Annotated in this window: 21 protein-coding genes; 19 read left to right on the plus strand and 2 right to left on the minus strand. The window is 74.2% G+C overall.

Annotation, left to right across the window (positions count from 1 at the left end; genetic code table 11):
• The first annotated feature begins 55 nt into the window (after positions 1-55).
• The 18 genes from secY (at position 56) to rsmI (ending at position 12,907) form a co-directional block, all read left to right on the plus strand.
• On the plus strand, positions 56-1,399 hold the full coding sequence (gene secY, locus ANAEK_RS09790; RefSeq protein ID WP_012525986.1) for a preprotein translocase subunit SecY: 1,344 nt from the start codon (positions 56-58) through the stop codon (positions 1,397-1,399).
• Between the two features lie 55 nt (positions 1,400-1,454).
• On the plus strand, positions 1,455-2,099 hold the full coding sequence (locus ANAEK_RS09795; RefSeq protein WP_012525987.1) for an adenylate kinase: 645 nt from the start codon (positions 1,455-1,457) through the stop codon (positions 2,097-2,099).
• 22 nt (positions 2,100-2,121) lie between these two features.
• Positions 2,122-2,916 (plus strand): type I methionyl aminopeptidase, encoded by a 795-nt coding sequence (map, locus tag ANAEK_RS09800; RefSeq protein WP_012525988.1) that lies wholly within the window; start codon positions 2,122-2,124, stop codon positions 2,914-2,916.
• Positions 2,917-3,151: 235 nt separating this feature from the next.
• Positions 3,152-3,268 carry a 50S ribosomal protein L36 gene (gene rpmJ / locus ANAEK_RS09805; RefSeq protein ID WP_011420977.1) on the plus strand — a complete coding sequence of 39 codons (117 nt, stop codon included), beginning with the start codon at positions 3,152-3,154 and terminating at the stop codon, positions 3,266-3,268.
• Positions 3,269-3,294: 26 nt separating this feature from the next.
• Positions 3,295-3,681 carry a 30S ribosomal protein S13 gene (gene rpsM, locus ANAEK_RS09810; protein ID WP_011420976.1) on the plus strand — a complete coding sequence of 129 codons (387 nt, stop codon included), beginning with the start codon at positions 3,295-3,297 and terminating at the stop codon, positions 3,679-3,681.
• Between the two features lie 137 nt (positions 3,682-3,818).
• Positions 3,819-4,202, plus strand: coding sequence for a 30S ribosomal protein S11 (rpsK, locus tag ANAEK_RS09815; RefSeq protein WP_011420975.1), 384 nt, complete (start codon positions 3,819-3,821; stop codon positions 4,200-4,202).
• Positions 4,203-4,221: 19 nt separating this feature from the next.
• The gene (rpsD, locus tag ANAEK_RS09820; protein WP_011420974.1) at positions 4,222-4,848 is read left to right on the plus strand and encodes a 30S ribosomal protein S4; all 627 of its coding nucleotides are present in this window, start codon (positions 4,222-4,224) and stop codon (positions 4,846-4,848) included.
• A gap of 190 nt (positions 4,849-5,038) precedes the next feature.
• The gene (locus tag ANAEK_RS09825; protein ID WP_012525990.1) at positions 5,039-6,061 is read left to right on the plus strand and encodes a DNA-directed RNA polymerase subunit alpha; all 1,023 of its coding nucleotides are present in this window, start codon (positions 5,039-5,041) and stop codon (positions 6,059-6,061) included.
• 30 nt (positions 6,062-6,091) lie between these two features.
• The gene (rplQ, locus tag ANAEK_RS09830) at positions 6,092-6,568 is read left to right on the plus strand and encodes a 50S ribosomal protein L17 (protein ID WP_012525991.1); all 477 of its coding nucleotides are present in this window, start codon (positions 6,092-6,094) and stop codon (positions 6,566-6,568) included.
• Between the two features lie 120 nt (positions 6,569-6,688).
• Entirely contained in the window at positions 6,689-7,282 is a 594-nt protein-coding gene (locus tag ANAEK_RS09835) for a hypothetical protein (RefSeq protein ID WP_012525992.1), read from the plus strand.
• Positions 7,283-7,393: 111 nt separating this feature from the next.
• Positions 7,394-7,660 (plus strand): 30S ribosomal protein S16, encoded by a 267-nt coding sequence (rpsP, locus tag ANAEK_RS09840; RefSeq protein ID WP_012525993.1) that lies wholly within the window; start codon positions 7,394-7,396, stop codon positions 7,658-7,660.
• A 6-nt stretch (positions 7,661-7,666) separates the two neighbouring features.
• Positions 7,667-7,897, plus strand: coding sequence for a KH domain-containing protein (locus ANAEK_RS09845; protein WP_012525994.1), 231 nt, complete (start codon positions 7,667-7,669; stop codon positions 7,895-7,897).
• Between the two features lie 2 nt (positions 7,898-7,899).
• A complete protein-coding gene (gene rimM, locus ANAEK_RS09850; protein ID WP_012525995.1) occupies positions 7,900-8,394 on the plus strand; it encodes a ribosome maturation factor RimM in 495 nt (164 codons plus the stop codon).
• A 40-nt stretch (positions 8,395-8,434) separates the two neighbouring features.
• Entirely contained in the window at positions 8,435-9,178 is a 744-nt protein-coding gene (gene trmD, locus ANAEK_RS09855) for a tRNA (guanosine(37)-N1)-methyltransferase TrmD (protein WP_012525996.1), read from the plus strand.
• 25 nt (positions 9,179-9,203) lie between these two features.
• The gene (gene rplS / locus ANAEK_RS09860) at positions 9,204-9,599 is read left to right on the plus strand and encodes a 50S ribosomal protein L19 (RefSeq protein WP_012525997.1); all 396 of its coding nucleotides are present in this window, start codon (positions 9,204-9,206) and stop codon (positions 9,597-9,599) included.
• Positions 9,600-9,752: 153 nt separating this feature from the next.
• Entirely contained in the window at positions 9,753-11,591 is a 1,839-nt protein-coding gene (locus ANAEK_RS09865; protein ID WP_012525998.1) for a hypothetical protein, read from the plus strand.
• Positions 11,592-11,595: 4 nt separating this feature from the next.
• Entirely contained in the window at positions 11,596-11,997 is a 402-nt protein-coding gene (locus ANAEK_RS09870) for a YraN family protein (RefSeq protein ID WP_012525999.1), read from the plus strand.
• A gap of 31 nt (positions 11,998-12,028) precedes the next feature.
• Entirely contained in the window at positions 12,029-12,907 is an 879-nt protein-coding gene (rsmI, locus tag ANAEK_RS09875; RefSeq protein WP_012526000.1) for a 16S rRNA (cytidine(1402)-2'-O)-methyltransferase, read from the plus strand.
• Positions 12,908-12,914: 7 nt separating this feature from the next.
• Here the strand turns inward: rsmI and ANAEK_RS09880 are convergent, their stop codons facing one another.
• Positions 12,915-14,336, minus strand: a complete 1,422-nt coding sequence (locus tag ANAEK_RS09880) for a sigma-54 dependent transcriptional regulator (protein ID WP_012526001.1) — start codon at positions 14,334-14,336, stop codon at positions 12,915-12,917.
• 35 nt (positions 14,337-14,371) lie between these two features.
• On the minus strand, positions 14,372-16,615 hold the full coding sequence (locus ANAEK_RS09885; protein WP_012526002.1) for a sensor histidine kinase: 2,244 nt from the start codon (positions 16,613-16,615) through the stop codon (positions 14,372-14,374).
• Positions 16,616-16,800: 185 nt separating this feature from the next.
• Between ANAEK_RS09885 and ANAEK_RS09890 the strand changes: the two genes are divergently transcribed.
• The gene (locus ANAEK_RS09890; RefSeq protein ID WP_012526003.1) at positions 16,801-19,053 is read left to right on the plus strand and encodes a transglycosylase SLT domain-containing protein; all 2,253 of its coding nucleotides are present in this window, start codon (positions 16,801-16,803) and stop codon (positions 19,051-19,053) included.
• Positions 19,054-19,128: the final 75 nt, after the last annotated feature.

Below are 19,128 nucleotides of genomic sequence, written 5' to 3' on the forward strand. Positions count from 1 at the left end.
CGGACGGTGGGCGGGCGGTCGGCCGTCCGGCAGGGCGAAGGGGAAAGGGAACCGCATGGCGGCAGCGAGCGGGCTGTTCAACATCTTCCGGATCGCCGAGCTCCGGAAGCGGCTGGTCTTCACCCTCGGGATGCTGGCCGTCTACCGGCTCGGCATCTTCGTCACCACCCCCGGCGTGGACCGGCGGGCGATGCAGGACGTGGTCGCCCAGCAGGGCAGCCTGCTCGGCCTGCTCAACTTCTTCTCCGGCGGCGCCTTCGAGCAGCTCTCGATCTTCGCGCTCGGCATCATGCCGTACGTGTCGGCGTCCATCATCCTGCAGCTCCTGACGGTGGTGGTCCCGTCGCTCGAGAAGATGCAGAAGGAAGGCGAGCTGGGGCGGCGCAAGATCACGCAGTACACGCGCTACGGCACGGTGATCCTCTCCGCGATCCAGGGCTACGGCATCGCCACCTACCTCGAGTCGCTGCGCGCCGGGAACGGCGTGGCGGTGGTGGGTGATCCGGGCTGGGGCTTCCGCCTGCTCACCATGGTGTCGCTCGCCGCCGGCACCGCCTTCATCATGTGGATGGGCGAGCAGATCACCGAGCGCGGCGTCGGCAACGGCATCTCGCTCATCATCTTCGCGGGCATCGTGGCCCGCATCCCGGCCGCCATCTACACCACGGTCCGGCAGCTCGGCGCCTCCGGCTCGCAGCTCAGCGCCCTGGGCCTGCTCGTGCTCACCGCGCTGATGGTGGTGGTGATCGGGGCGATCGTCTACGTGGAGCGCGGCCAGCGCCGCATCCCGATCCAGTACGCGAAGCGCATGGTGGGCCGGAAGCTCTACGGCGGCCAGTCCACGCACCTGCCGCTGAAGGTGAACACCTCCGGCGTCATCCCGCCCATCTTCGCGTCGTCGCTGCTGCTGCTGCCGGCGACCATGGCGGGCTGGTTCCCGTTCCTGCAGCGGATGTCGAACGCCATCCAGGCGGGGAGCTGGATCTACAACACCATCTACGTCGCGCTGATCATCTTCTTCGCGTACTTCTACACCGCGGTGACGTTCAACCCGGTCGACGTGGCCGACAACCTCAAGAAGTACGGCGGCTACATCCCCGGCATCCGCCCGGGCAAGAAGACCGCCGACTACATCGACTTCGTGCTGTCCCGCATCACCTTCGGCGGCGCCATCTACCTGGCCGCCATCTGCGTGCTGCCGACGATCATCACGAACGAGTTCGGGGTGAACTTCTACTTCGGCGGCACCTCGCTGCTCATCGTGGTGGGCGTGGCGCTCGACACCGTGCAGCAGATCGAGGGGCACCTCATCACGCGGCACTACGAAGGCTTCACCGGCCCGCGGGGCCCGCGCATCCGCGGGCGGCGCATGACGACGGGGCAGGCGGTCGGCGCGTGACACGCCGCGGGGGCCTCGCCGCGGCGGCGCCCCTCGCGCATCCGGAGGCGACGCGATGATCCTCATCCTCCTCGGCCCGCCCGGCGCGGGCAAGGGCACGCAGGCCAAGCTCCTCTCCTCGGAGCTCGGCATCCCGCACATCTCGACCGGCGACATGTTCCGCGACCACAAGGCGCGGGGGACCGAGATCGGCAAGCAGGTCCAGGCCATCATGGACGCCGGCGGGCTCGTCACCGACGACATCACCAACGCCATGGTGAAGGAGCGGCTCTCCCGCCCCGACGTGGCGCCGGGCTTCATCCTCGACGGCTACCCGCGCACGGTGGTGCAGGCGGGGTACCTCGACGGCCTGCTGCGCTCGCTGGGCCGGTCCATCGACCGCGCGCTCTCGTACGAGGTCCCCGAGGAGCTCGTGGTCGAGCGGATCAGCGGCCGCCGGAGCTGCCCGAGGTGCGGGGCGGTCTACCACGTGTCGCAGAACCCGCCGCACCGTGCCGGCTTCTGCGACCGCGACGACACCGCCCTGGTGCAGCGCGAGGACGACAAGCCGGAGAACGTCCGCAAGCGCATGCAGGAGTACGGCACCAAGACCGAGCCGCTGAAGCGCTACTACCGCGATCGCGGCGAGCTGTCGGACGTCGAGGGCGTCGGCACGCCCGAGGGCATCCTCGCCGTGACGAAGAAGGTCCTGGGCCGCTAGGCCCGGCCCGCACCGCCAGCGCATGTACGGGACGACCCGCGAACGCGCCGCCACGCGGACCTCCGCCGACGTGGCAGGGATCCGCGCCGCCGGCCGCGTCGTCTGGGAGGTGCTGGAGGCGCTCGCGGCCGCCGCCGCCCCGGGCGTCACCACCGCCGAGCTGGATCGCCTGGCGGCCGCGCGCACGCGCGAGCTCGGCGCGGCCCCGGCGTTCCTCGGCTACCACGGCTACCCCGCCACGCTCTGCATCTCGGTGAACGACGAGGTGATCCACGGGATCCCGTCGCCGGACCGCGTGCTCGAGGAGGGCGACCTGGTCGGCCTCGACTTCGGGGCGGTGCTCGACGGCTGGTACGGCGACTCGGCCCGGACGGTCGCGGTGGGCCGGACCTCGCCCGAGGGCGAGCGGCTGCTGGCCGTGACCCGGGCCGCGCTGGCGCGGGGCATCGCCGCGGCGCTCCCCGGGCGCCACACCGGCGACGTCGGCGCGGCCGTGCAGCGCCACGTCGAGGCGGCGGGCTTCTCGGTGGTGCGCGACTTCGTGGGCCACGGCATCGGCCGCCGCCTGCACGAGCCGCCCCAGGTCCCGAACTTCGGGACCCCCGGGACGGGGGCGCTCCTCCGGGCAGGGATGGTCATCGCCATCGAGCCGATGGTGAACGCGGGCGGTCGCGAGGTCGAGACGCTCGACGACGGGTGGACCGCGGTGACGCGGGACGGGTCTCGATCCGCGCACTTCGAGCACACCGTGGCCATCACGGAAAACGGACCGGAAGTCCTCACGTTGCCGGAAGGAGTGCCGCTGGAGGACGCCTGACCGCAGGCGAGCGGGGGAGCGGGCGACGACGGGCCGTCGCTCGTGCTTGCACCCCAAAATCCTCTGTGTTATAGGGCCCGCTTCGCAAAGCCGCTCGTTCAGGGGCGGCACCGGGAAACCCCGGAAAATCCGGGCGGCTCAGAGTAGGGGCCAGGAGCAAGGGTCCCGCCGCCAGCCCCGCCGGTCGTCGCGGCGGGCGTTTTTGTCTTTTGAAGCAGCATCGGAGGCGTCGGTCATGAAGGTCCGCGCGTCGGTCAAGAAGATTTGCGACAAGTGCAAGGTCATCAAGCGCAAGGGCACCGTGCGGATCATCTGCCCGGCGAACCCCCGCCACAAGCAGCGCCAGGGCTAGGCCCCCGCGCGTTTTCGGAGAGACGAATGGCTCGAATCGCCGGCGTCGACCTTCCCCGTGAGAAGCGGATCGAGGTCAGCCTCCAGTACATCTACGGAATCGGGAAGACCTCCGCGAAGCTCATCCTCGAGCGCGCGAACGTCAGCCCGGTGACCCGGACCAAGGACCTCACGGACGACGAGGTCCGCCGCATCCGCGAGACCATCGAGCAGAACGTGAAGGTGGAGGGCGACCTCCGCCGCGAGATCTCGCTCAACGTCAAGCGGCTCATGGACCTCGGCTGCTACCGCGGCCTCCGGCACCGCAAGGGCCTGCCGGTCCGCGGCCAGCGCACGCACACCAACGCCCGCACGCGGAAGGGCCCGAAGAAGGGCCTCGTCCGCAAGGCGGCGGCGCCGGCCCCCAAGGCCTAACGCACTCCTAGAGAACCGGAGAATCCTCAGTGGCTGACGAGAAGCAGACGAAGGCAGAGCAGCCTGCGAAGAAGGAGGAGGCGACCGCCCCGGCGGCGCCCAACCTCGGCGGCATCGAGCCGGTGACCGCGTCGCCCGTGACCCCGAAGAAGGGGAAGAAGCGGGTGAAGAAGAACATCGCGGCGGGCATCGTCCACATCGCCTCGACCTTCAACAACACGCAGATCACCATCACCGACGTGACCGGCAACGTGATCGCCTGGTCCAGCGCCGGCGCGCGCGGCTTCAAGGGCTCGCGCAAGTCGACGCCGTTCGCCGCGCAGGTCGCGGCGGGCGACGCCGCCGCCAAGGCGATGGAGCACGGCCTCAAGACCGTCTCGGTGGTGGTGAAGGGCCCGGGCGCCGGCCGCGAGTCCGCCCTCCGTGCGCTCTCCGCCGCCGGCCTCAAGATCACCCTGATCCGCGACGTGACGCCGATCCCGCACAACGGGTGCCGGCCGCCCAAGCGCCGCCGGGTCTGATCACCTCCAGGAGACACACGTGGCCCGTTACAGCGAAAGCGTCTGCCGGCTCTGCCGCCGGGAAAACCTCAAGATGTATCTCAAGGGCGATCGGTGCTACACCGACAAGTGCGCCATCGAGCGCCGCCCGTATCCTCCCGGCCAGCACGGCCAGGGCCGGACCAAGTTCTCCGAGTACGGCGTCCAGCTCCGCGAGAAGCAGAAGGTGAAGCGGATGTACGGCCTGCTCGAGGCCGGGTTCCGCCACGCCTACCAGAACGCGGCGGCCGCCAAGGGCAAGACCGGCGAGAACCTGCTGCAGACCCTCGAGCTCCGGCTCGACAACGTGGTCTTCCGGCTCGGCTTCGCGGACACCCGCAACGAGGCCCGGCAGCTGGTCCGCCACGGCCACTTCAAGGTGAACGGCCGCAAGGTCAACATCCCCAGCTACCTGTGCCGGCCCGGCGACAAGGTGGAGCTGAAGGACCGCTCGAAGAAGGTGGTCCGGATCACCGAGGCGCTCGAGGCGGTGGACCGCCGCGGCGTGCCGGCGTGGCTCGACCTGGACAAGGGCGGCTTCAAGGGCACCGTGAAGACCTCGCCGGCGCGCGAGGACATCACCATGCCGATCCAGGAGCAGCTGATCGTCGAGCTGTACTCGAAGTAGTCGCCCCCCCCGCGGGCCCGGGGCGGCGGCCGTCGTCACGGCGGCCGCGGTACGGGCCCGGGCGGGCGGGCCGGGCGCGCGAGCGCCGCGGGCCCGCACCGCACCATCCCAAGCAGTCGCGCGTCCCACGGTGCTCCCGCCGCATGGCTGAGCGGGCCGGGAGAGGGGGCGGCGGCCGAGGAGACAGCCCATGGTCGATCCGATCGTCACGAAGAACTGGCGGGACCTCATCAAGCCCCGCGGCCTGGTCGTCGACCAGGACAGCCTCTCGAACACCTACGGGAAGTTCGTCGCGGAGCCGCTCGAGCGGGGCTTCGGCATCACCCTCGGCAACTCGCTCCGGCGCGTGCTGCTCTCGAGCCTGCAGGGCGCCGCGATCACCTCGGTGAAGGTCGAGGGCGTCGAGCACGAGTTCATGACCATCCCCGAGGTGGCCGAGGACGTCACCGACATCATCCTCAACCTCAAGGAAGTGCTGCTCCAGATCCACACCAACGACGTGAAGACGATCCGGATCGAGGCGGACGGCCCGAAGGAGATCAAGGCCGGCGACCTCATCACGGACGCGCAGGTCGAGGTGCTGAACCCGGGCCACCACATCCTCACCATCAGCGAGGGCGGGCGGGTCCGCGCCGAGATGACCGCGCGCCGCGGCCGCGGCTACGTCCCGGCCGAGCGGAACAAGATCCCCGGCTCGCCGATCGGCACCATCCCCATCGACGCGCTCTTCAGCCCCATCCGCAAGGTGAACTACCAGGTCACCAACGCGCGCGTCGGGCAGCAGACCGACTACGACAAGCTGACGCTCGAGGTCTGGACCGACGGCTCGGTCGCCCCGGCCGACGCGGTCGCCTTCGCCGCGAAGATCGTGAAGGAGCAGCTCTCGATCTTCATCAACTTCGACGAGGCGGAGGAGCCGGCCGAGGAGATCAAGCCGGTCGAGGAGCAGAAGCTGAACGAGAACCTCTTCCGCTCGGTGGACGAGCTGGAGCTCTCGGTCCGCAGCGCGAACTGCCTGCAGAACGCGAACATCAAGACCATCGGCGACCTCGTTCAGAAGACCGAGGCCGAGATGCTCAAGACGAAGAATTTCGGCCGGAAGTCGCTGAAGGAGATCAAGGAGATCCTGGCCGAGATGGGCCTCTCCCTCGGCATGAAGCTCGAGAACTGGCCGCCGAAGGCGGCGCCGCAGGGCGGCGCGCCCAAGGTCTAGCGCGCCCGCACAGGGACAGGAGATCACCAGATGAAGCACCGCGTCGTCGGCCGCCGGCTCGATCGCACCACCGAGCACCGGACCGCAATGTTCAAGAACATGGTGACGAGCCTCCTCCGCCACGAGCGGATCGTCACCACCACCCCGAAGGCGAAGGAGCTGAAGCGCTTCGCCGACAAGGTGATCACGCAGGCGAAGCGCGGGACGCCGCACGCGCGCCGCCTCGCCCACCGGGACGTCCGGGACGTCGAGGTGCTGAACAAGCTCTTCGACACGCTCGCCGAGCGCTTCAAGGCGCGGCCGGGCGGCTACACCCGCATCGTCCGCGTCGGCCGCCGCGCCGGCGACAACGCCGAGATGTCGGTCATCGAGCTGGTGGACCGCGCCCCGGCCGCCGCCCCCGAGGCGGAGGAGAAGGGCGAGAAGAAGGCCGCCAAGGCCCCGAAGGCCGAGAAGGCCCCCAAGGCGGAGAAGAAGCCCGCCAAGAAGGCCGCCAAGGCCGAGTAGCGCCGGCCGCACGGCCGATGCTCGCCAGGGAGGCCGCGTGCGCCGCACGCGGCCTCTCGCGCGTTCGGGGCCCCCTCTCGCTTTCCGCTGCCGCGGCCCGCTGGTACAACCATCCCTCCCATGCCGCCGTTCCTCGCCCAGGACCCGCTCGACGCCCTCCGGCACGCCGGGCCGCCGGGGTGGGCCGAGGTGGCCTGGGCCATGGCCGGCGTCGCGAGCGAGCCCTGGGCCCTCGCGCTGCTGGGGCTCGCGCTGTACTCGTGGCTGGAGCGCGAGGTCCCCGGGGTGCTGAAGGCGGTCGCGCCGCTGTGGGCCGCCCTGGCGGTCGCAGGGGCCGTGGCGGTGGGGGCGCAGGGCGTCCTCTCCGCGCCGCGCCCGGCCGACGCGGGAGACCTGCTGGTCACCACCTTCCGGCACCTCACCTCGGCGCCGGGGCTCCCGCTGGGCGTGTTCGTCGGCTACACGCTGCTCGCCTACGGCCGGCGGGGGAGGGTGGCGCTGGTGGTCGCCGCGGCCGGGGCGGCGGCGCGGGCGTGGTCCGGGCCGCACTGGGGCCCGGATCTGCTGGTCGGCGGCCTGGGCGGCGCCGCGATCGCCTGGGCGGTCTGGGCGGCGGTGCTGCGCGTGTCGCCGCGCGGCCACCTGGCGCGGCTGCGGGCCTCGCGCCGCGCGACGGCGGACGGTGCCGCGCAGGAAGGTCACCCTGCGCCTTGACACCCGCGCTAAGTTAGCGTAAAGGAACCCACTTTTCGTGGAGGCTCCGCGGACGCACCGCTGGAGAAGCTTCCACGTTCCAGGATCTTAGGCTTCACGGAGGCAGAGCTCATGGCGGTCGTTCTTCGTCTGTCGCGCGCGGGCACGCACAAGGCGCCCTTCTATCACGTGGTGGCGACCGACTCGCGCAACGCGCGGGACGGCAAGTACCTCGAGGACGTCGGCATCTACGATCCGACCAAGCGCCCGGAGCGGATCGAGCTCAAGGTCGAGCGGATCGAGCACTGGCTGAAGGCCGGCGCCAAGCCGAGCCAGACGGTCGCGATGATCCTGAAGCGGGCCGCCAAGGCGGCCGCGCCCGTCGCGCCGAAGGCGTAAGGGTCGATGCGCGACCTCGTCCACTGGCTCGCCCGCGAGCTCGTCGAGCAGAAGGACGCCGTGAGGGTGGAGGCGATCGAGCGCGACCGCGCGACCGTCTTCGAGCTCACGGTGGCCCCCGACGACCTCGGGCGCGTCATCGGGCGGGGCGGCAAGACCGCCAAGGCGTTCCGGACCGTGCTCGACTGCGCGGCCCGGCGCCAGGGCCGGCGCGCGGTGCTCGACATCCTCGACTGACCGTGGCGCTCGTCCGGATCGGGAAGGTGGTCCGGGCGCTCGGGCTGAAGGGCCACCTGGGCGTGGCCGGGTCGGAGGGCGCGCTCGGGACGCTCGAGCGCGTCGTGCTCCGGCACGGCGCGGCCGGGCAGGTGGAGCGGAAGGTGCTGGAGGCGCGGCCGCAGGGGCGCCTCTGGGCGGTGCGGATCGACGGCGTCGCCGATCGCACCGGCGCCGAGGCGCTGGTCGGGGCCGAGGTGCTGGCGCCCCGCGAGGCCCTGGGCGAGGCGGGAGAGGGCAGGCACTACTGGGGCGACCTGGAGGGCCTGCCGGTGGTGACCGTCCAGGGCGAGGCGCTCGGGACGGTGACCGGGCTGATGGAGACCGGCGCGGTGGACGTGCTGGTGGTGCAGGGCGCGCGGGGCGAGCTGCTGGTGCCGCTCGCGCCGTACGTCGAGGTGGATCGCGCGGCGGGTCGCGTGGTGGTGGACCCGCCGGAAGGGCTCCTGGAGCCGTAGGCCGGGGGCGAGAGGAGGCCGCCGAGGAAGAGGATCGGACGTGGCGAGGCTCGAGGTCGACATCCTGACGCTGTTCCCGCGCATGTGCGCGGGGTACCTGGGGGAGAGCATCCTCGGGAAGGCGCAGGAGGCCGGCCTGCTCGCGGCGACGATCACGGACATCCGCGACCACGCGACGGGCAAGCACCGGGTCTGCGACGACGCGCCGTACGGCGGCGGGGCGGGCATGGTGATGAAGCCGGAGCCGCTCGTCGAGGCCATCGAGGCCGCGCGCGCGCGGCTCCCGGGGGCCTGGGTGGTCCTGACCAGCCCGCGCGGCGCGCGGCTGGACCAGGCGCTGGCGCGGCGGTTCGCGGAGCACGGGCGGCTGATCCTGGTGTGCGGGCGGTACGAGGGAGTGGACGAGCGGGTGATGACGGCGGTGGACATGCAGGTCTCGATCGGAGACTTCGTCCTCACGGGCGGCGAGCTGGCGGCGCTCTGCGTCGTCGACGCCGCCGCGCGCCTCGTCCCCGGCGTGCTGGGCAACGCGGCGTCCGCGGACGCCGAGAGCTTCGCGGGCGTCGAGGGGCTCCTCGAGCACCCGCAGTACACGAGGCCCCCGGAGTTCCGGGGGATGAAGGTTCCGGAGGTCCTCCTGTCCGGGGACCACCGGCGGATCGAGCGGTGGCGCCGGCGCGAGGCGCTCAGGGCCACCCGGGAGCGGAGGCCGGACCTCTTCGCGAGGCTCTCGCTTCCGGAGAGCGACCTCCGGCTCATCGAGGCCGGGGACGACGAACTGTAGGCGAGCGGTAAAGGAGACGTACGTCATGCTGCGCAAGGCGATTGCCGACATCGAGGCGAAGTACCTGCGGACCGACCTCCCCGAGATGCGTGCGGGCGACAGCGTTCGCGTGCACACGAAGATCAAGGAAGGCGACAAGGAGCGCATCCAGGTCTTCGAGGGCGTGGTGATCGCGTACCGCAAGGGCGCGCCCGGCTCCTCCATGTTCACGGTCCGCAAGGTGAGCTACGGCGTGGGCGTGGAGCGCATGTTCCCCGTGCACAGCCCGCGCATCGACAAGATCGAGGTCGTGGGTCACGGCGGCGTGCGCCGCTCGCGCCTGTACTTCCTGCGCGGCCTGCAGGGCAAGGCGGCCCGCCTCCACCAGGAGGAAGGTCCGGGCGCGGCCGACGCCGCCCACGCCGCGCCGACCCCGGCGTAGCGTCCAGCCGGCGCGCCGTCCGGCGCCGGCCTCGCACCTCCGCACCTCGCGGCCGCACCCCGGCGTGTGCCGGTGTGCGGCCGTGCCGTGCCTTGGGCGCGGGACACCGCGCTTCCCGCGTCGGCGCCCGGGAGCTAACATGCCGGCCCGAGCGTGATCCTCCTCGAGTTCGCAGCCCAGGGCGTGCGCGGCGTCGCGCCCGCTGGTGGCCGGGCGACGCTGCGCCCCGGATACAACGTGGTCTCCGCCGACGGCGCCGCCCTGCGGCGCCTGCTCGAGGCGCTCCTGCACCCCGATCCGCGCGACGGGGAGGCGCTGCCCCGCGCCCCCGGCGGCCCGGCCGGCGCCGCCGTGCGCGCCGGGCTCACCCTGGTCGGCGACGACCGGGTCACCTACCGCCTGGTGCGCGACTTCACCGCGGGCGCGCAGCTCCACCGCTTCGACGCCGAGCGCCGCGCGTTCTCGCTCGTCTCCCAGGACCTCGCCGAGATCGCCGCCGCACTGCGCGCGCCCATCGGCGTCCCGCCGCGCGCGCGGCAGGGCGCGCTCCTCACCATCGCCGCGGCGGACCTGCCCTCGCGGCGCCCCTCGGTGGCGGGCGCCGCGGCCGCGGTCCCGCAGCGCGCGCCGCTCTCGCCGGAGCAGGCGCGGCGTCGCCGCGAGCAGCTCGAGGGCGAGCGGGTCCGCGCGCGCGCCTCGGAGAAGCTGCAGCAGGAGCTGGACGGGCTGCAGGCCCGCGCCACCGAGCTGGAGGTCGCGCTGCGTGACGGCGCCCGGCTGCGCGAGGCGCTGGCGGCCGCCGGGCGCGCGCGCGACGAGCTCGCGCCGGCGGCGGCCGCGCGCGACGCGCTGGGCGACGCCGACGCGGCGCTGGCCGCGTACGAGAAGGCGGCCGCGCGGCGCGCGGACGCGGTGGCGCGGGTGCAGGCCGAGCGCGCCGGGATCGAGGAGGCCGAGGCCAGCGGGGCGCCGCTGCCGTTCTGGCGGGCGCCGCCGTTCTGGGCCGGGGCCGGCGCGGGCGCGCTCCTCGCCGCGGCCGGGGTGGCGGGCGCGGCGGCCGCCACCGGGATGCGCTACCTGGCGCTGCTCGACATCCCCGCGTTCGGCTGGGCGGCGTGGGTCGCGCTGCGCTGGGTCTCCGCGCAGGAGGGCTGGGAGCGGATCGCGCGGCGGCGGCGGGTGGTGGACGACTGGCAGGCGAAGGTCGAGGCGCAGTTCGAGCGCGACGGCGCCGCGGTGCGCGGCGCGCTGGCCGCGCTGGGCCTGGCCAGGCCGACGGAGCTGCGCGAGGTGCTCGGGAAGCTGGCCGAGGCCGAGGCGGCGGTCACCGGCGCGCGCGCCCGGCTGGAGGCGTGGGAGGCGAAACCGGAGGCGCGGGGCGCGGCCGCGGAGAAGGCGCGGCTCGACGAGCAGCAGGCCGCGCTCGAGGCGCGGCTCGCCTCCGAGGCGGGCGGGTTCGTCCGCGACGTGCGCTCCATCGAGGCGGAGCTCCAGCGGCTCGAGGCGGAGGCGACCGCGCCCGCCCCGCCGGCGCCGGCCCCGGTGGTGGCGGCGCCGGCGGCGGCGGAGCCGCTGCGCGAGCTCCTCCAGCGCGCCGCGGCCGAGCTGGGGGGGAGCGCGGCCGCCGCGGGCCGCGGGGTGGCGGAGAAGGCGGGGCAGGTGCTGGCGGGGCTCACCTCCCAGCGGCTGGGCGGGGTGCAGGTGGACGACCGCGGCGGGCTGCACGTGCTGGTCGCGGGGCGGCCGGCGGCGGCGATCTCGCTCCCGCCGGCGGACCGCGACCTGGTGTTCCTCGCGATGAAGCTCGCGTTCCTGGAGCAGGGGCTCGCCGGGGGCCGGCGCGTGGGGCTGGTGGACGACGCGTTCCAGGGGCTCTCCGACGGCGCGCGGCGCTTCGCTGCGCGCCTGCTGAAGCAGGCGGCGCGCGCGGGCCAGGTGGTCCACGCCACGGCGGACCTCGCGTTCCGCGAGGCCGCGGACCACGGGGCCTAGCGCGATGGCGGACGCCGGCGGCGACGGGGACGGGCGGCACGCCCGCGGGCGCGAGGGCGAGGCGCTCGCCGCGGCCTGGCTCGCCGAGCGCGGCTTCCGCATCCTCGACCGCAACCACCGCACCCGGCGCGGCGAGGTGGACCTGGTCTGCCGCGACGGCGAGGTGCTCGTGTTCGTCGAGGTGCGCAGCCGCACCTCCGACGCGCAGGGCGGTCCCGAGGAGACGGTGGGCCCGCGCAAGGGGCGGCGGGTCGTGGCCGCCGCCACCGACTGGGCGCTCGGGCACGGCGGGCTGGAGCAGGCGATCCGCTTCGACGTGGTGGCGATCACGTTCGGCGAGGGCGCGCCGCGGATCGAGCACTTCCCGGCCGCGTTCGACGGCGACGGCCGCCCGGGGCACTGGTGATGGCGCGCACGGCGGCGACGGGGAGGGTGGGGTGAGCGCGCGGCCGCCGCAGGCCGCGGCGCCGGGCACGCTGTACGTGCTCGCGACGCCCATCGGCAACCTGGGCGACCTGTCGCCGCGGGCGGCGGAGCTGCTGCGCACCGTCTCGGCGGTGGCGGCCGAGGACACGCGCCGCACGCACAAGCTGTTCGCGCACCTCGGGGCGGCGGCGCCGCTGCTCCTGTCGCTCCCCGCGTTCGACGAGCGCGGGCGGCTGGAGCCGGTGCTGGCGCGGCTGCGGGCCGGCCAGTCGGTGGCACTCTGCACCGACGCGGGCACCCCCGGCGTCTCGGACCCCGGGGCCGCGCTGGTGGCGGCCGCCTGGGAGGCGGGCGTCCCGGTGGTGCCGGTGCCCGGCCCGAGCGCGGCGGTCACGGCGCTGGCGGCCTCCGGCTTCCCGGCCGACCGGTTCGTGTTCGCCGGGTTCCTGCCGCGCAAGGGCGGCGCCCGCGCCGCGGCGCTCGGCTGGCTGGCGGCGTCGCCGGCCACGCTGGTGCTGTACGAGGCCGGGAACCGGACCGCCGAGACGCTCCGCGACCTCGCCGCCGCGCTGGGCGACCGCCCCGCGCTCGTGGCGCGCGAGCTGACCAAGCTGCACGAGGAGCTGGCGCGCGGGCCGCTCGGCGCGCTCGCGGACCGCTTCGCGGGCGAGGTGAAGGGCGAGGTGACGCTGGTGGTCGCGCCGCCCGCGCCCGGGGCCGGGCCGGCCGCGGCGGCGGAGGCCGAGCCGCTCGAGGACGAGCTGAGGCGGCGCCTCGCGGCGGGCGAGCCGCCCTCCGCGGTCGCGCGCGAGGTGGCCCGGGCCCGCGGGCTGGTCCGCTCCGACGTGTACGCCGCCCTGGAGCGGCTGAAGCACGGCGGCCAGGGCTAGGCGCGGCTCAGCTCCGATCGTCCTCGACGTCCACGGCGCCGCGCAGGCCCAGCTCCTTCATCTTCACCTGGAGCGACTTGCGGCTGATCTGGAGCCGCTTGGCCGCGCGCGTGACGTTGCCGCCGGTCTCCTCCAGCGCCCGCGTGATCAGCTCGCGCTCCAGCTCGGCCTGGGCCTGGCGGACGATCTCCTTCATGGACGCGCCGCTCGGCGCGGCGATGGCGCCCAGCGGGCCCACCGCGGCGATCGGCACCGACGCCTGCGCGCCCTTCTCGCGGAGCGCGTCGGGGAGCGCGCTCGCCTGGATGAGCGGGCCGTCGGCGAACAGCACCGAGCGCTCCATCAGGTTCTCCAGCTCGCGGATGTTCCCGGGCCAGGAGTAGTTCGCGAGCAGCTCCAGCGCCTCGTCCTCGATGCCCTCGACCTTCTTGCCCAGCCGCTGGTCGTACTTCTCGATGAAGTACCGGACCAGCAGCGGCACGTCCTCGCGCCGGTCGCGCAGCGGGGGCAGGGCGATGGGGACCACCGCCAGCCGGTAGTAGAGGTCCTCGCGGAAGCGCCCGTCGGCGATGAGCTGCTTCAGGTCGCGGTTGGTGGCGGCGATGAGGCGCACGTCCACCTGGAGCGTCTTGATGCCGCCGACGCGCTCGAACTCGGACTCCTGGATGGCGCGCAGCAGCTTCACCTGCATCTCGACCGGCACCTCGCCGATCTCGTCCAGGAACAGCGTGCCCCCGTCGGCCAGCTCGAAGCGCCCGGGCTTCGAGCCCACCGCGCCGGTGAACGCGCCGCGCTCGTAGCCGAACAGCTCGCTCTCGACGAGGTCCTTGGGGATGGCGGCGCAGTTCACCTTGATGAGCGGCTTGTCGCGCCGCGACGAGCCGCGGTGGAGCGCCTTGGCGATGAGCTCCTTGCCGGTGCCGCTCTCGCCGGTGATGAGCACGGTGGAGGGCGAGTCCGCCACCCGGGCCACCATGTCGTAGATGGCGCGCATGGGCGGCGACTGGCCGATGAGCGGCGGGCCGTCGCCGTCGTTCAGCATCGCGTGCAGGTTCTGGCGCTCGAGGTCGTGCGCGCGCGCCGCCTTGGCGATGACCTTCTTCAGCTCCTCCTGCTCGAAGGGCTTGGTGATGTAGTCGAACGCGCCCGCCTTGAGCGCGGCCACCGCGCTGTCCACCGAGCCGTGCGCGGTGATGAGGATGACCGGCACGTCGGGGAAGTCCTGCGAGACGCGGCGCAGGAGCTCCATCCCGCCCACCCGCGGCATGACGAGGTCGGTGACCACCACGTGCACCGGCGTGCGGTGCAGCACGCCGAGCGCCTGCTCGCCGTCGGCCGCGGTGGTGACCTCGTAGCCCTCGCGCTTCAGCATGGCCGCGAGGACCCGGCGGATGTTCACCTCGTCGTCTACGATGAGGACGTGGGCCACGGCGCCTCGTTACCACGGAAGGGCAGGGGTATGCATCAGGCGTGCTTCTTCCGCCGCCTCCGGCCGCGGAGGCGCGCCTCGGCCCGGGCCCGGCGCCGCTCCCGGGCGCGGGCCTTCTCCTCCTCGTCGAGCGGCGGGCGCGGCGCCTCGGCCGGGCGCTCCTCGTGGAGGCCGGGCAGCGCGATCAGGAACTCGGCGCCCTCGCCCGGGGCCGAGCGCACCACGATCGTCCCCTGCTGCGCCTTCACGATGCGCTGGCAGATGGCGAGGCCGAGGCCGGTGCCCTTCTCCTTGGTGGTGTAGAACGGCACGAAGATCGACTCCCGCGCGTCGTCCGGGATGCCCGGGCCGGTGTCGCGGAAGCGGATCTCCACCACGTCGGCGCGCCGCGCCCCCTCGCGCCAGAACGCCAGCTCGTCGCGGGCGAGCTTCGTCGAGACGGTGAGGCGTCCGCCGTGCGGCATGGCCTGGAACGCGTTCAGCGCCAGGTTCAGGAACACCTGCTTCAGCTGCTCCGCGTCGGCCTGGACGCGCGGCAGCCACTCGGCCAGCTCCAGCTCCAGCCGGACCGACTCCGGCACCTCGGCCTGCAGGAGCTTGAACGTCTTCTCCAGCACCTCGTTCACCTGCGTGGGCGCGAGCGAGGGCTTCAGCGGCCGCGAGTAGTCGAGGAACTGCGTGACCACGCCGTTCAGGCGGTTCACCTCCTCGACCACGATCTCGAAGAACTCGCGGTCGTCCTCCGGGACCTTGCGCGGGTCGAGGTACTGGATGGCGGCCTTGATGGCGGCGAGCGGGTTGCGGATCTCGTGCGCCAGGCCGGCGGACATCTCGCCCAGCGCGGCGAGGCGGTCGCGCTCCTTCATCTGCTGGTACAGCTTCGAGTTCTCGATCACCAGCGCGCAGCGATCCGCCACCTCGATGAGCGCGGCGATCTCGTCGGAGGCGAACGCCTCCTGCACCCGCTCGTCCCAGCAGGCCAGGAACCCGACCACCCGGTCGCCGGCGAGCAGCGGCATGGCGATGCCGGCGCGCATGGTGCCCATGACCGCGCGCGCGTCGCCGAGCCGCTTCAGCTCCTCGGCGATGGCGGCCGGCGCGCCGCGGCGGCTGACGTGGTCGCCGGGGCCGGTGGGGAGCAGGGCCCGCAGCTCCGCCACGCGGCGGTCGATGTTCTCCGCCAGGATCGCCTTCTGGCCCGAGGACGAGGCGCCGAGCAGCGCCCGCGCGGTGGCCGGCTCCAGGAACGGCGCCGGCGGCGGGCCGCGGTAGTCGAGCAGCCGGTAGCCGGGGCGGTCGTCGGCGAGCAGCCACAGCGAGCAGTGGGTGACCCGGCGCGTCTCCACCAGCCCGTCCAGCACCACCGCCGCGAGCCCGGCCGGCTCGATCACCTTGCCGGTCCGGTCGCGCAGGTCCTCGAGGCGCCGCACCAGCTCGTAGCGCTCGTGGAACAGCGTCGCGACCACCCACTCCTCGACCTTGTCGCGCATCGGGTCGAACAGCGACAGGATCACGAACGAGGCCACCACCGTGTTGAAGTAGAAGAGCTCCGGCCGGTCGCCCACCCACGACACCAGGCCGCCGTAGATCGCCACCAGCACCAGGCCGAGGGCGGTGACCACCACGATCTTCCCGAGGAACTCGTGCAGGTCGAGCAGCCGGTGGCGCTGCAGCGTCTGCGACAGGAAGAACATGAAGACGGTGAGGACGATCGACCCGAGCCCCTCCGGCGGATAGGGCACGCCGAAGATCGGCAGCATGTCGAGCGTCGAGAGCACCACCGCCACCAGCGCGCCGACGAACAGGTACTGGAGGCGCGCGCGCTCGACCCGGGTCTGCGAGCCGTGCCGCTTGCCCCACAGGGTGGAGAGCACCGCCGCGAGGCCGCCCAGCACGTAGGCGCCGACCAGGAGCTTGGCGGGCTTCACGTGGACGAGCGGCGTGATCGCCACCACCAGGCCGGTGAGCGAGCCGGCCAGCATCGCGTTCCGCGCGCGCCGGGCGGGCCGGCGCGCCACCCCGAGGAACTCGAGGAAGAAGGCGAGCGCCGCCGCCGGGATGAGCGCCCCGGTCCCGACCGCCAGCCGCTCCCACCAGACCGTCCCGAACGACTGCTTCCAGCGCAGGAAGAAGAGCGCGAGCGAGAACAGGAACAGGTCGGCCGAGAACAGCGCGAACAGCGTGAAGACGCGGGAGCGGTTGTCGCGGAGCAGCGCCGCCGCCGCGAGGGCGAGCGTCACGATCGCGGCGAGCAGGGTGGCCTGGGTGCGGATGTCCACGCCCCGGGATCCTAACCCTTTTCGGCGCTGCGCACCGCACGGGCGCACGCCGGCCGGGGAGGGAATCCGCCGGCGGCCCCGGCCGTTCCCCCCGGTGCGCCCGGGCGGCACGCCCCCGCTCGCCCCTGCGGGCGAACGGTCCCTTGACCGCGTCTCCCCCGGGTCCCACTCTGTCCCCCGGACCGATGCTCACCGCCGCGCTCACCGCCTGTCTCCTCGCCGCCGCCCCGACCCCCACGCCCCCGCCGCTCCGCGAGGCCGACCTCGCGCCGCTGTTCCGCAAGGGCCCCGCCGCGGAGGGAAAGGCCGCCTACGACGCCGGGCGCCACGCCGACGCCGCCGCGCGGCTCGCGAGGGCGCCCGAGCCGGAGGCGGCCTACGTCCGCGCGCTGGCGCTCCTGGAGGTCCCGCGGCCCGAGGAGGCGCTGAAGGTCCTCGCCGGCCTCGAGGAGAAGGTGCCCGACCTCGCCGACCGCGTGGCGTTCCTGCGCGGGGCGGCGCTGTTCGCGGCGGGGCGCCCGCGCGAGGCGCTGGCGGCCTGGGCGCAGGTGCCGGACCGGTCGCTGCTCGCCGCCGAGGCGCGGCTCTCGCGGGCGCGCGCCGCGTCGGCGCTCGGCGAGGGCGCGGCCGCGCTCGAGGCGCTCGCGCCGCTGCTGCGCGACGGCGCGCCGGACGATCTCTCGCGGCCCGACCTCGCCGCGTCCGCGCTGCTCCTCGCCGGCCGGATCCGCGCCGCGGCGCGTCCTCCCGATCCCGCCGGCGCGCGGCGCGACCTGATGGCGTGCTGGACGGCGCACCCGCTCGCGCCGGAGTCCTCGGAGTGCCTCTCCGCGGCGGCCGCGCTGCCGGCGCCGCACGGCGGCCCGCCCTCGGCCGAGGAGACGCTGCGGCGCGCGGAGGGGCTGCTCGACGCGAACCGCAACGGGCAGGCGCTGGCGCTGCTCGAGCCCGCGGTGGCCGCGCTCCGCCCGGACGACCTCGGCGCCGCCGCCTGCCGCGCCCGGGCGGCGCTGGGCCGCGGCTACCGCAAGGAGCGCAACTACCGGCTGGCGATCGACACGCTGCGACCCGTGGTGGCGGGCTGCGAGGACGAGGGGCTGCGGGTCCGCTCGCTGTACCTGCTCGCCGGCGCGTCGTCGATCTCCGGGGATCGCGACGAGGCGGTGGCGCTGTACCGGCAGCTCGCGCGCGACTTCGCCGGCCACGCGTTCGCCGACGACGCCCTGTTCTTCGCCGCGGACCTCCTGGCGCGCGCCGGCAAGTCGCAGGAGGCGCGCGAGGCGCTCGCGGCGCTGGTGCGGGACCACCCGGGCGGCGACTACCGCGAGGAGGCGCGCTTCCGGCTCGCGTGGCTGCTGAAGCAGGCGGGCGACCTGGACGGCGCGATCGCGCAGCTCCTCGCGGTCGAGGAGGAGCAGGCGGGCCGCGACGGCTACGAGCACGCCCGGGCGGCCTACTGGCGCGCGCGGCTGCTGGCCGGGCGCGGCGAGGACGGGCGCCGGGCCGCCGAGGCGGTGTTCACCGAGCTCGCCACGCGCTACCCCACCGACTACTACGGCCTGCTCGCCCGGGCCCGGCTCGACGGCCACGGCGGCCAGAGCCTCCCCGCGCGGCGCGCCGCGCCGGCCGGCGGCACCCCCGAGGCCGCCTACGACCCCGGCCCGCTGCGCGAGGAGCCGCACTTCCGCGCCGGCCTGCTGCTCCTGCGCATGGGCCTGCCGCGCGCCGCCTCGGAGGAGCTGTCGGCGATCCCGGCCGCGCGGCTGCGCGCGGCCGGCGACGCGCCCGAGCCGGTGCTGCTGGTGGCCGACCTGCTCGACCGCGCCGGCGACCACCGCGCCGCGCACAACCTGCTGCGCACCCGCGCTCGCGGCGCGCTCCGCAAGCCGCCCGAGGGCGAGAACCTGCGCGCCTGGCGCATCGCGTATCCGCCGGCCTACCGCGACGACGTGCGCCGCTGGGCGCCGCCCGCGGGCGTGCCGGTGGAGCTGGTGCAGGCGCTCATGCGCGAGGAGAGCGCGCTCGACCCGCGCGCCATGTCCGGCGCCGGCGCGGTCGGCCTCACCCAGCTCATGCTCCCCACCGCGCAGTCGGTGGCGAAGAGCCTGAAGCTCTCCCGCCCGACGCGCACCGACCTCATGCGCGCGTCGCTCAACATCCGCCTCGGCTCGCACTACCTGGGCGAGCTGGTCCGGCGGTTCGACGGCTCGCTCCCGCTCGCGCTCGCCGCGTACAACGCTGGCGGCGGGGCGGTCCGACGCTGGCTGGGCGGGCGCGACGCGCTCGACGTGGACGAGTTCGTGGAGGAGATCCCGGTGGAGGAGACGCGCGGCTACGTGAAGCGCGTGCTCCGGTCCTACGCCGCGTACCGGCTGCTCTACGGCGCGCCCGAGGAGGCGTCCCTCGGGCTGCTCCGCCGCGCCGGGGGCAAGGGCTGACCCGGAGGAGGGGCGCACCGCGACCCACCCGACCGCGGCGATCCGCGCCCCCGGGCCCGCGTGCGGCCAGCGGGC

The sequence above is a fragment of the Anaeromyxobacter sp. K genome, from assembly GCF_000020805.1.
GTDB classification, from domain to species: Bacteria; Myxococcota; Myxococcia; order Myxococcales; family Anaeromyxobacteraceae; genus Anaeromyxobacter; species Anaeromyxobacter dehalogenans.

Coding starts and splice junctions, on each gene's coding strand:
- secY (WP_012525986.1), top strand. CDS start 56: ATGGCGGCAGCGAGCGGGCTGTTCAACATCTTCCGGATCGCCGAGCTC.
- ANAEK_RS09795 (WP_012525987.1), top strand. CDS start 1,455: ATGATCCTCATCCTCCTCGGCCCGCCCGGCGCGGGCAAGGGCACGCAG.
- map (WP_012525988.1), top strand. CDS start 2,122: ATGTACGGGACGACCCGCGAACGCGCCGCCACGCGGACCTCCGCCGAC.
- rpmJ (WP_011420977.1), top strand. CDS start 3,152: ATGAAGGTCCGCGCGTCGGTCAAGAAGATTTGCGACAAGTGCAAGGTC.
- rpsM (WP_011420976.1), top strand. CDS start 3,295: ATGGCTCGAATCGCCGGCGTCGACCTTCCCCGTGAGAAGCGGATCGAG.
- ANAEK_RS09825 (WP_012525990.1), top strand. CDS start 5,039: ATGGTCGATCCGATCGTCACGAAGAACTGGCGGGACCTCATCAAGCCC.
- rplQ (WP_012525991.1), top strand. CDS start 6,092: ATGAAGCACCGCGTCGTCGGCCGCCGGCTCGATCGCACCACCGAGCAC.
- ANAEK_RS09835 (WP_012525992.1), top strand. CDS start 6,689: ATGCCGCCGTTCCTCGCCCAGGACCCGCTCGACGCCCTCCGGCACGCC.
- rpsP (WP_012525993.1), top strand. CDS start 7,394: ATGGCGGTCGTTCTTCGTCTGTCGCGCGCGGGCACGCACAAGGCGCCC.
- ANAEK_RS09845 (WP_012525994.1), top strand. CDS start 7,667: ATGCGCGACCTCGTCCACTGGCTCGCCCGCGAGCTCGTCGAGCAGAAG.
- rplS (WP_012525997.1), top strand. CDS start 9,204: ATGCTGCGCAAGGCGATTGCCGACATCGAGGCGAAGTACCTGCGGACC.
- ANAEK_RS09870 (WP_012525999.1), top strand. CDS start 11,596: ATGGCGGACGCCGGCGGCGACGGGGACGGGCGGCACGCCCGCGGGCGC.
- ANAEK_RS09890 (WP_012526003.1), top strand. CDS start 16,801: ATGCTCACCGCCGCGCTCACCGCCTGTCTCCTCGCCGCCGCCCCGACC.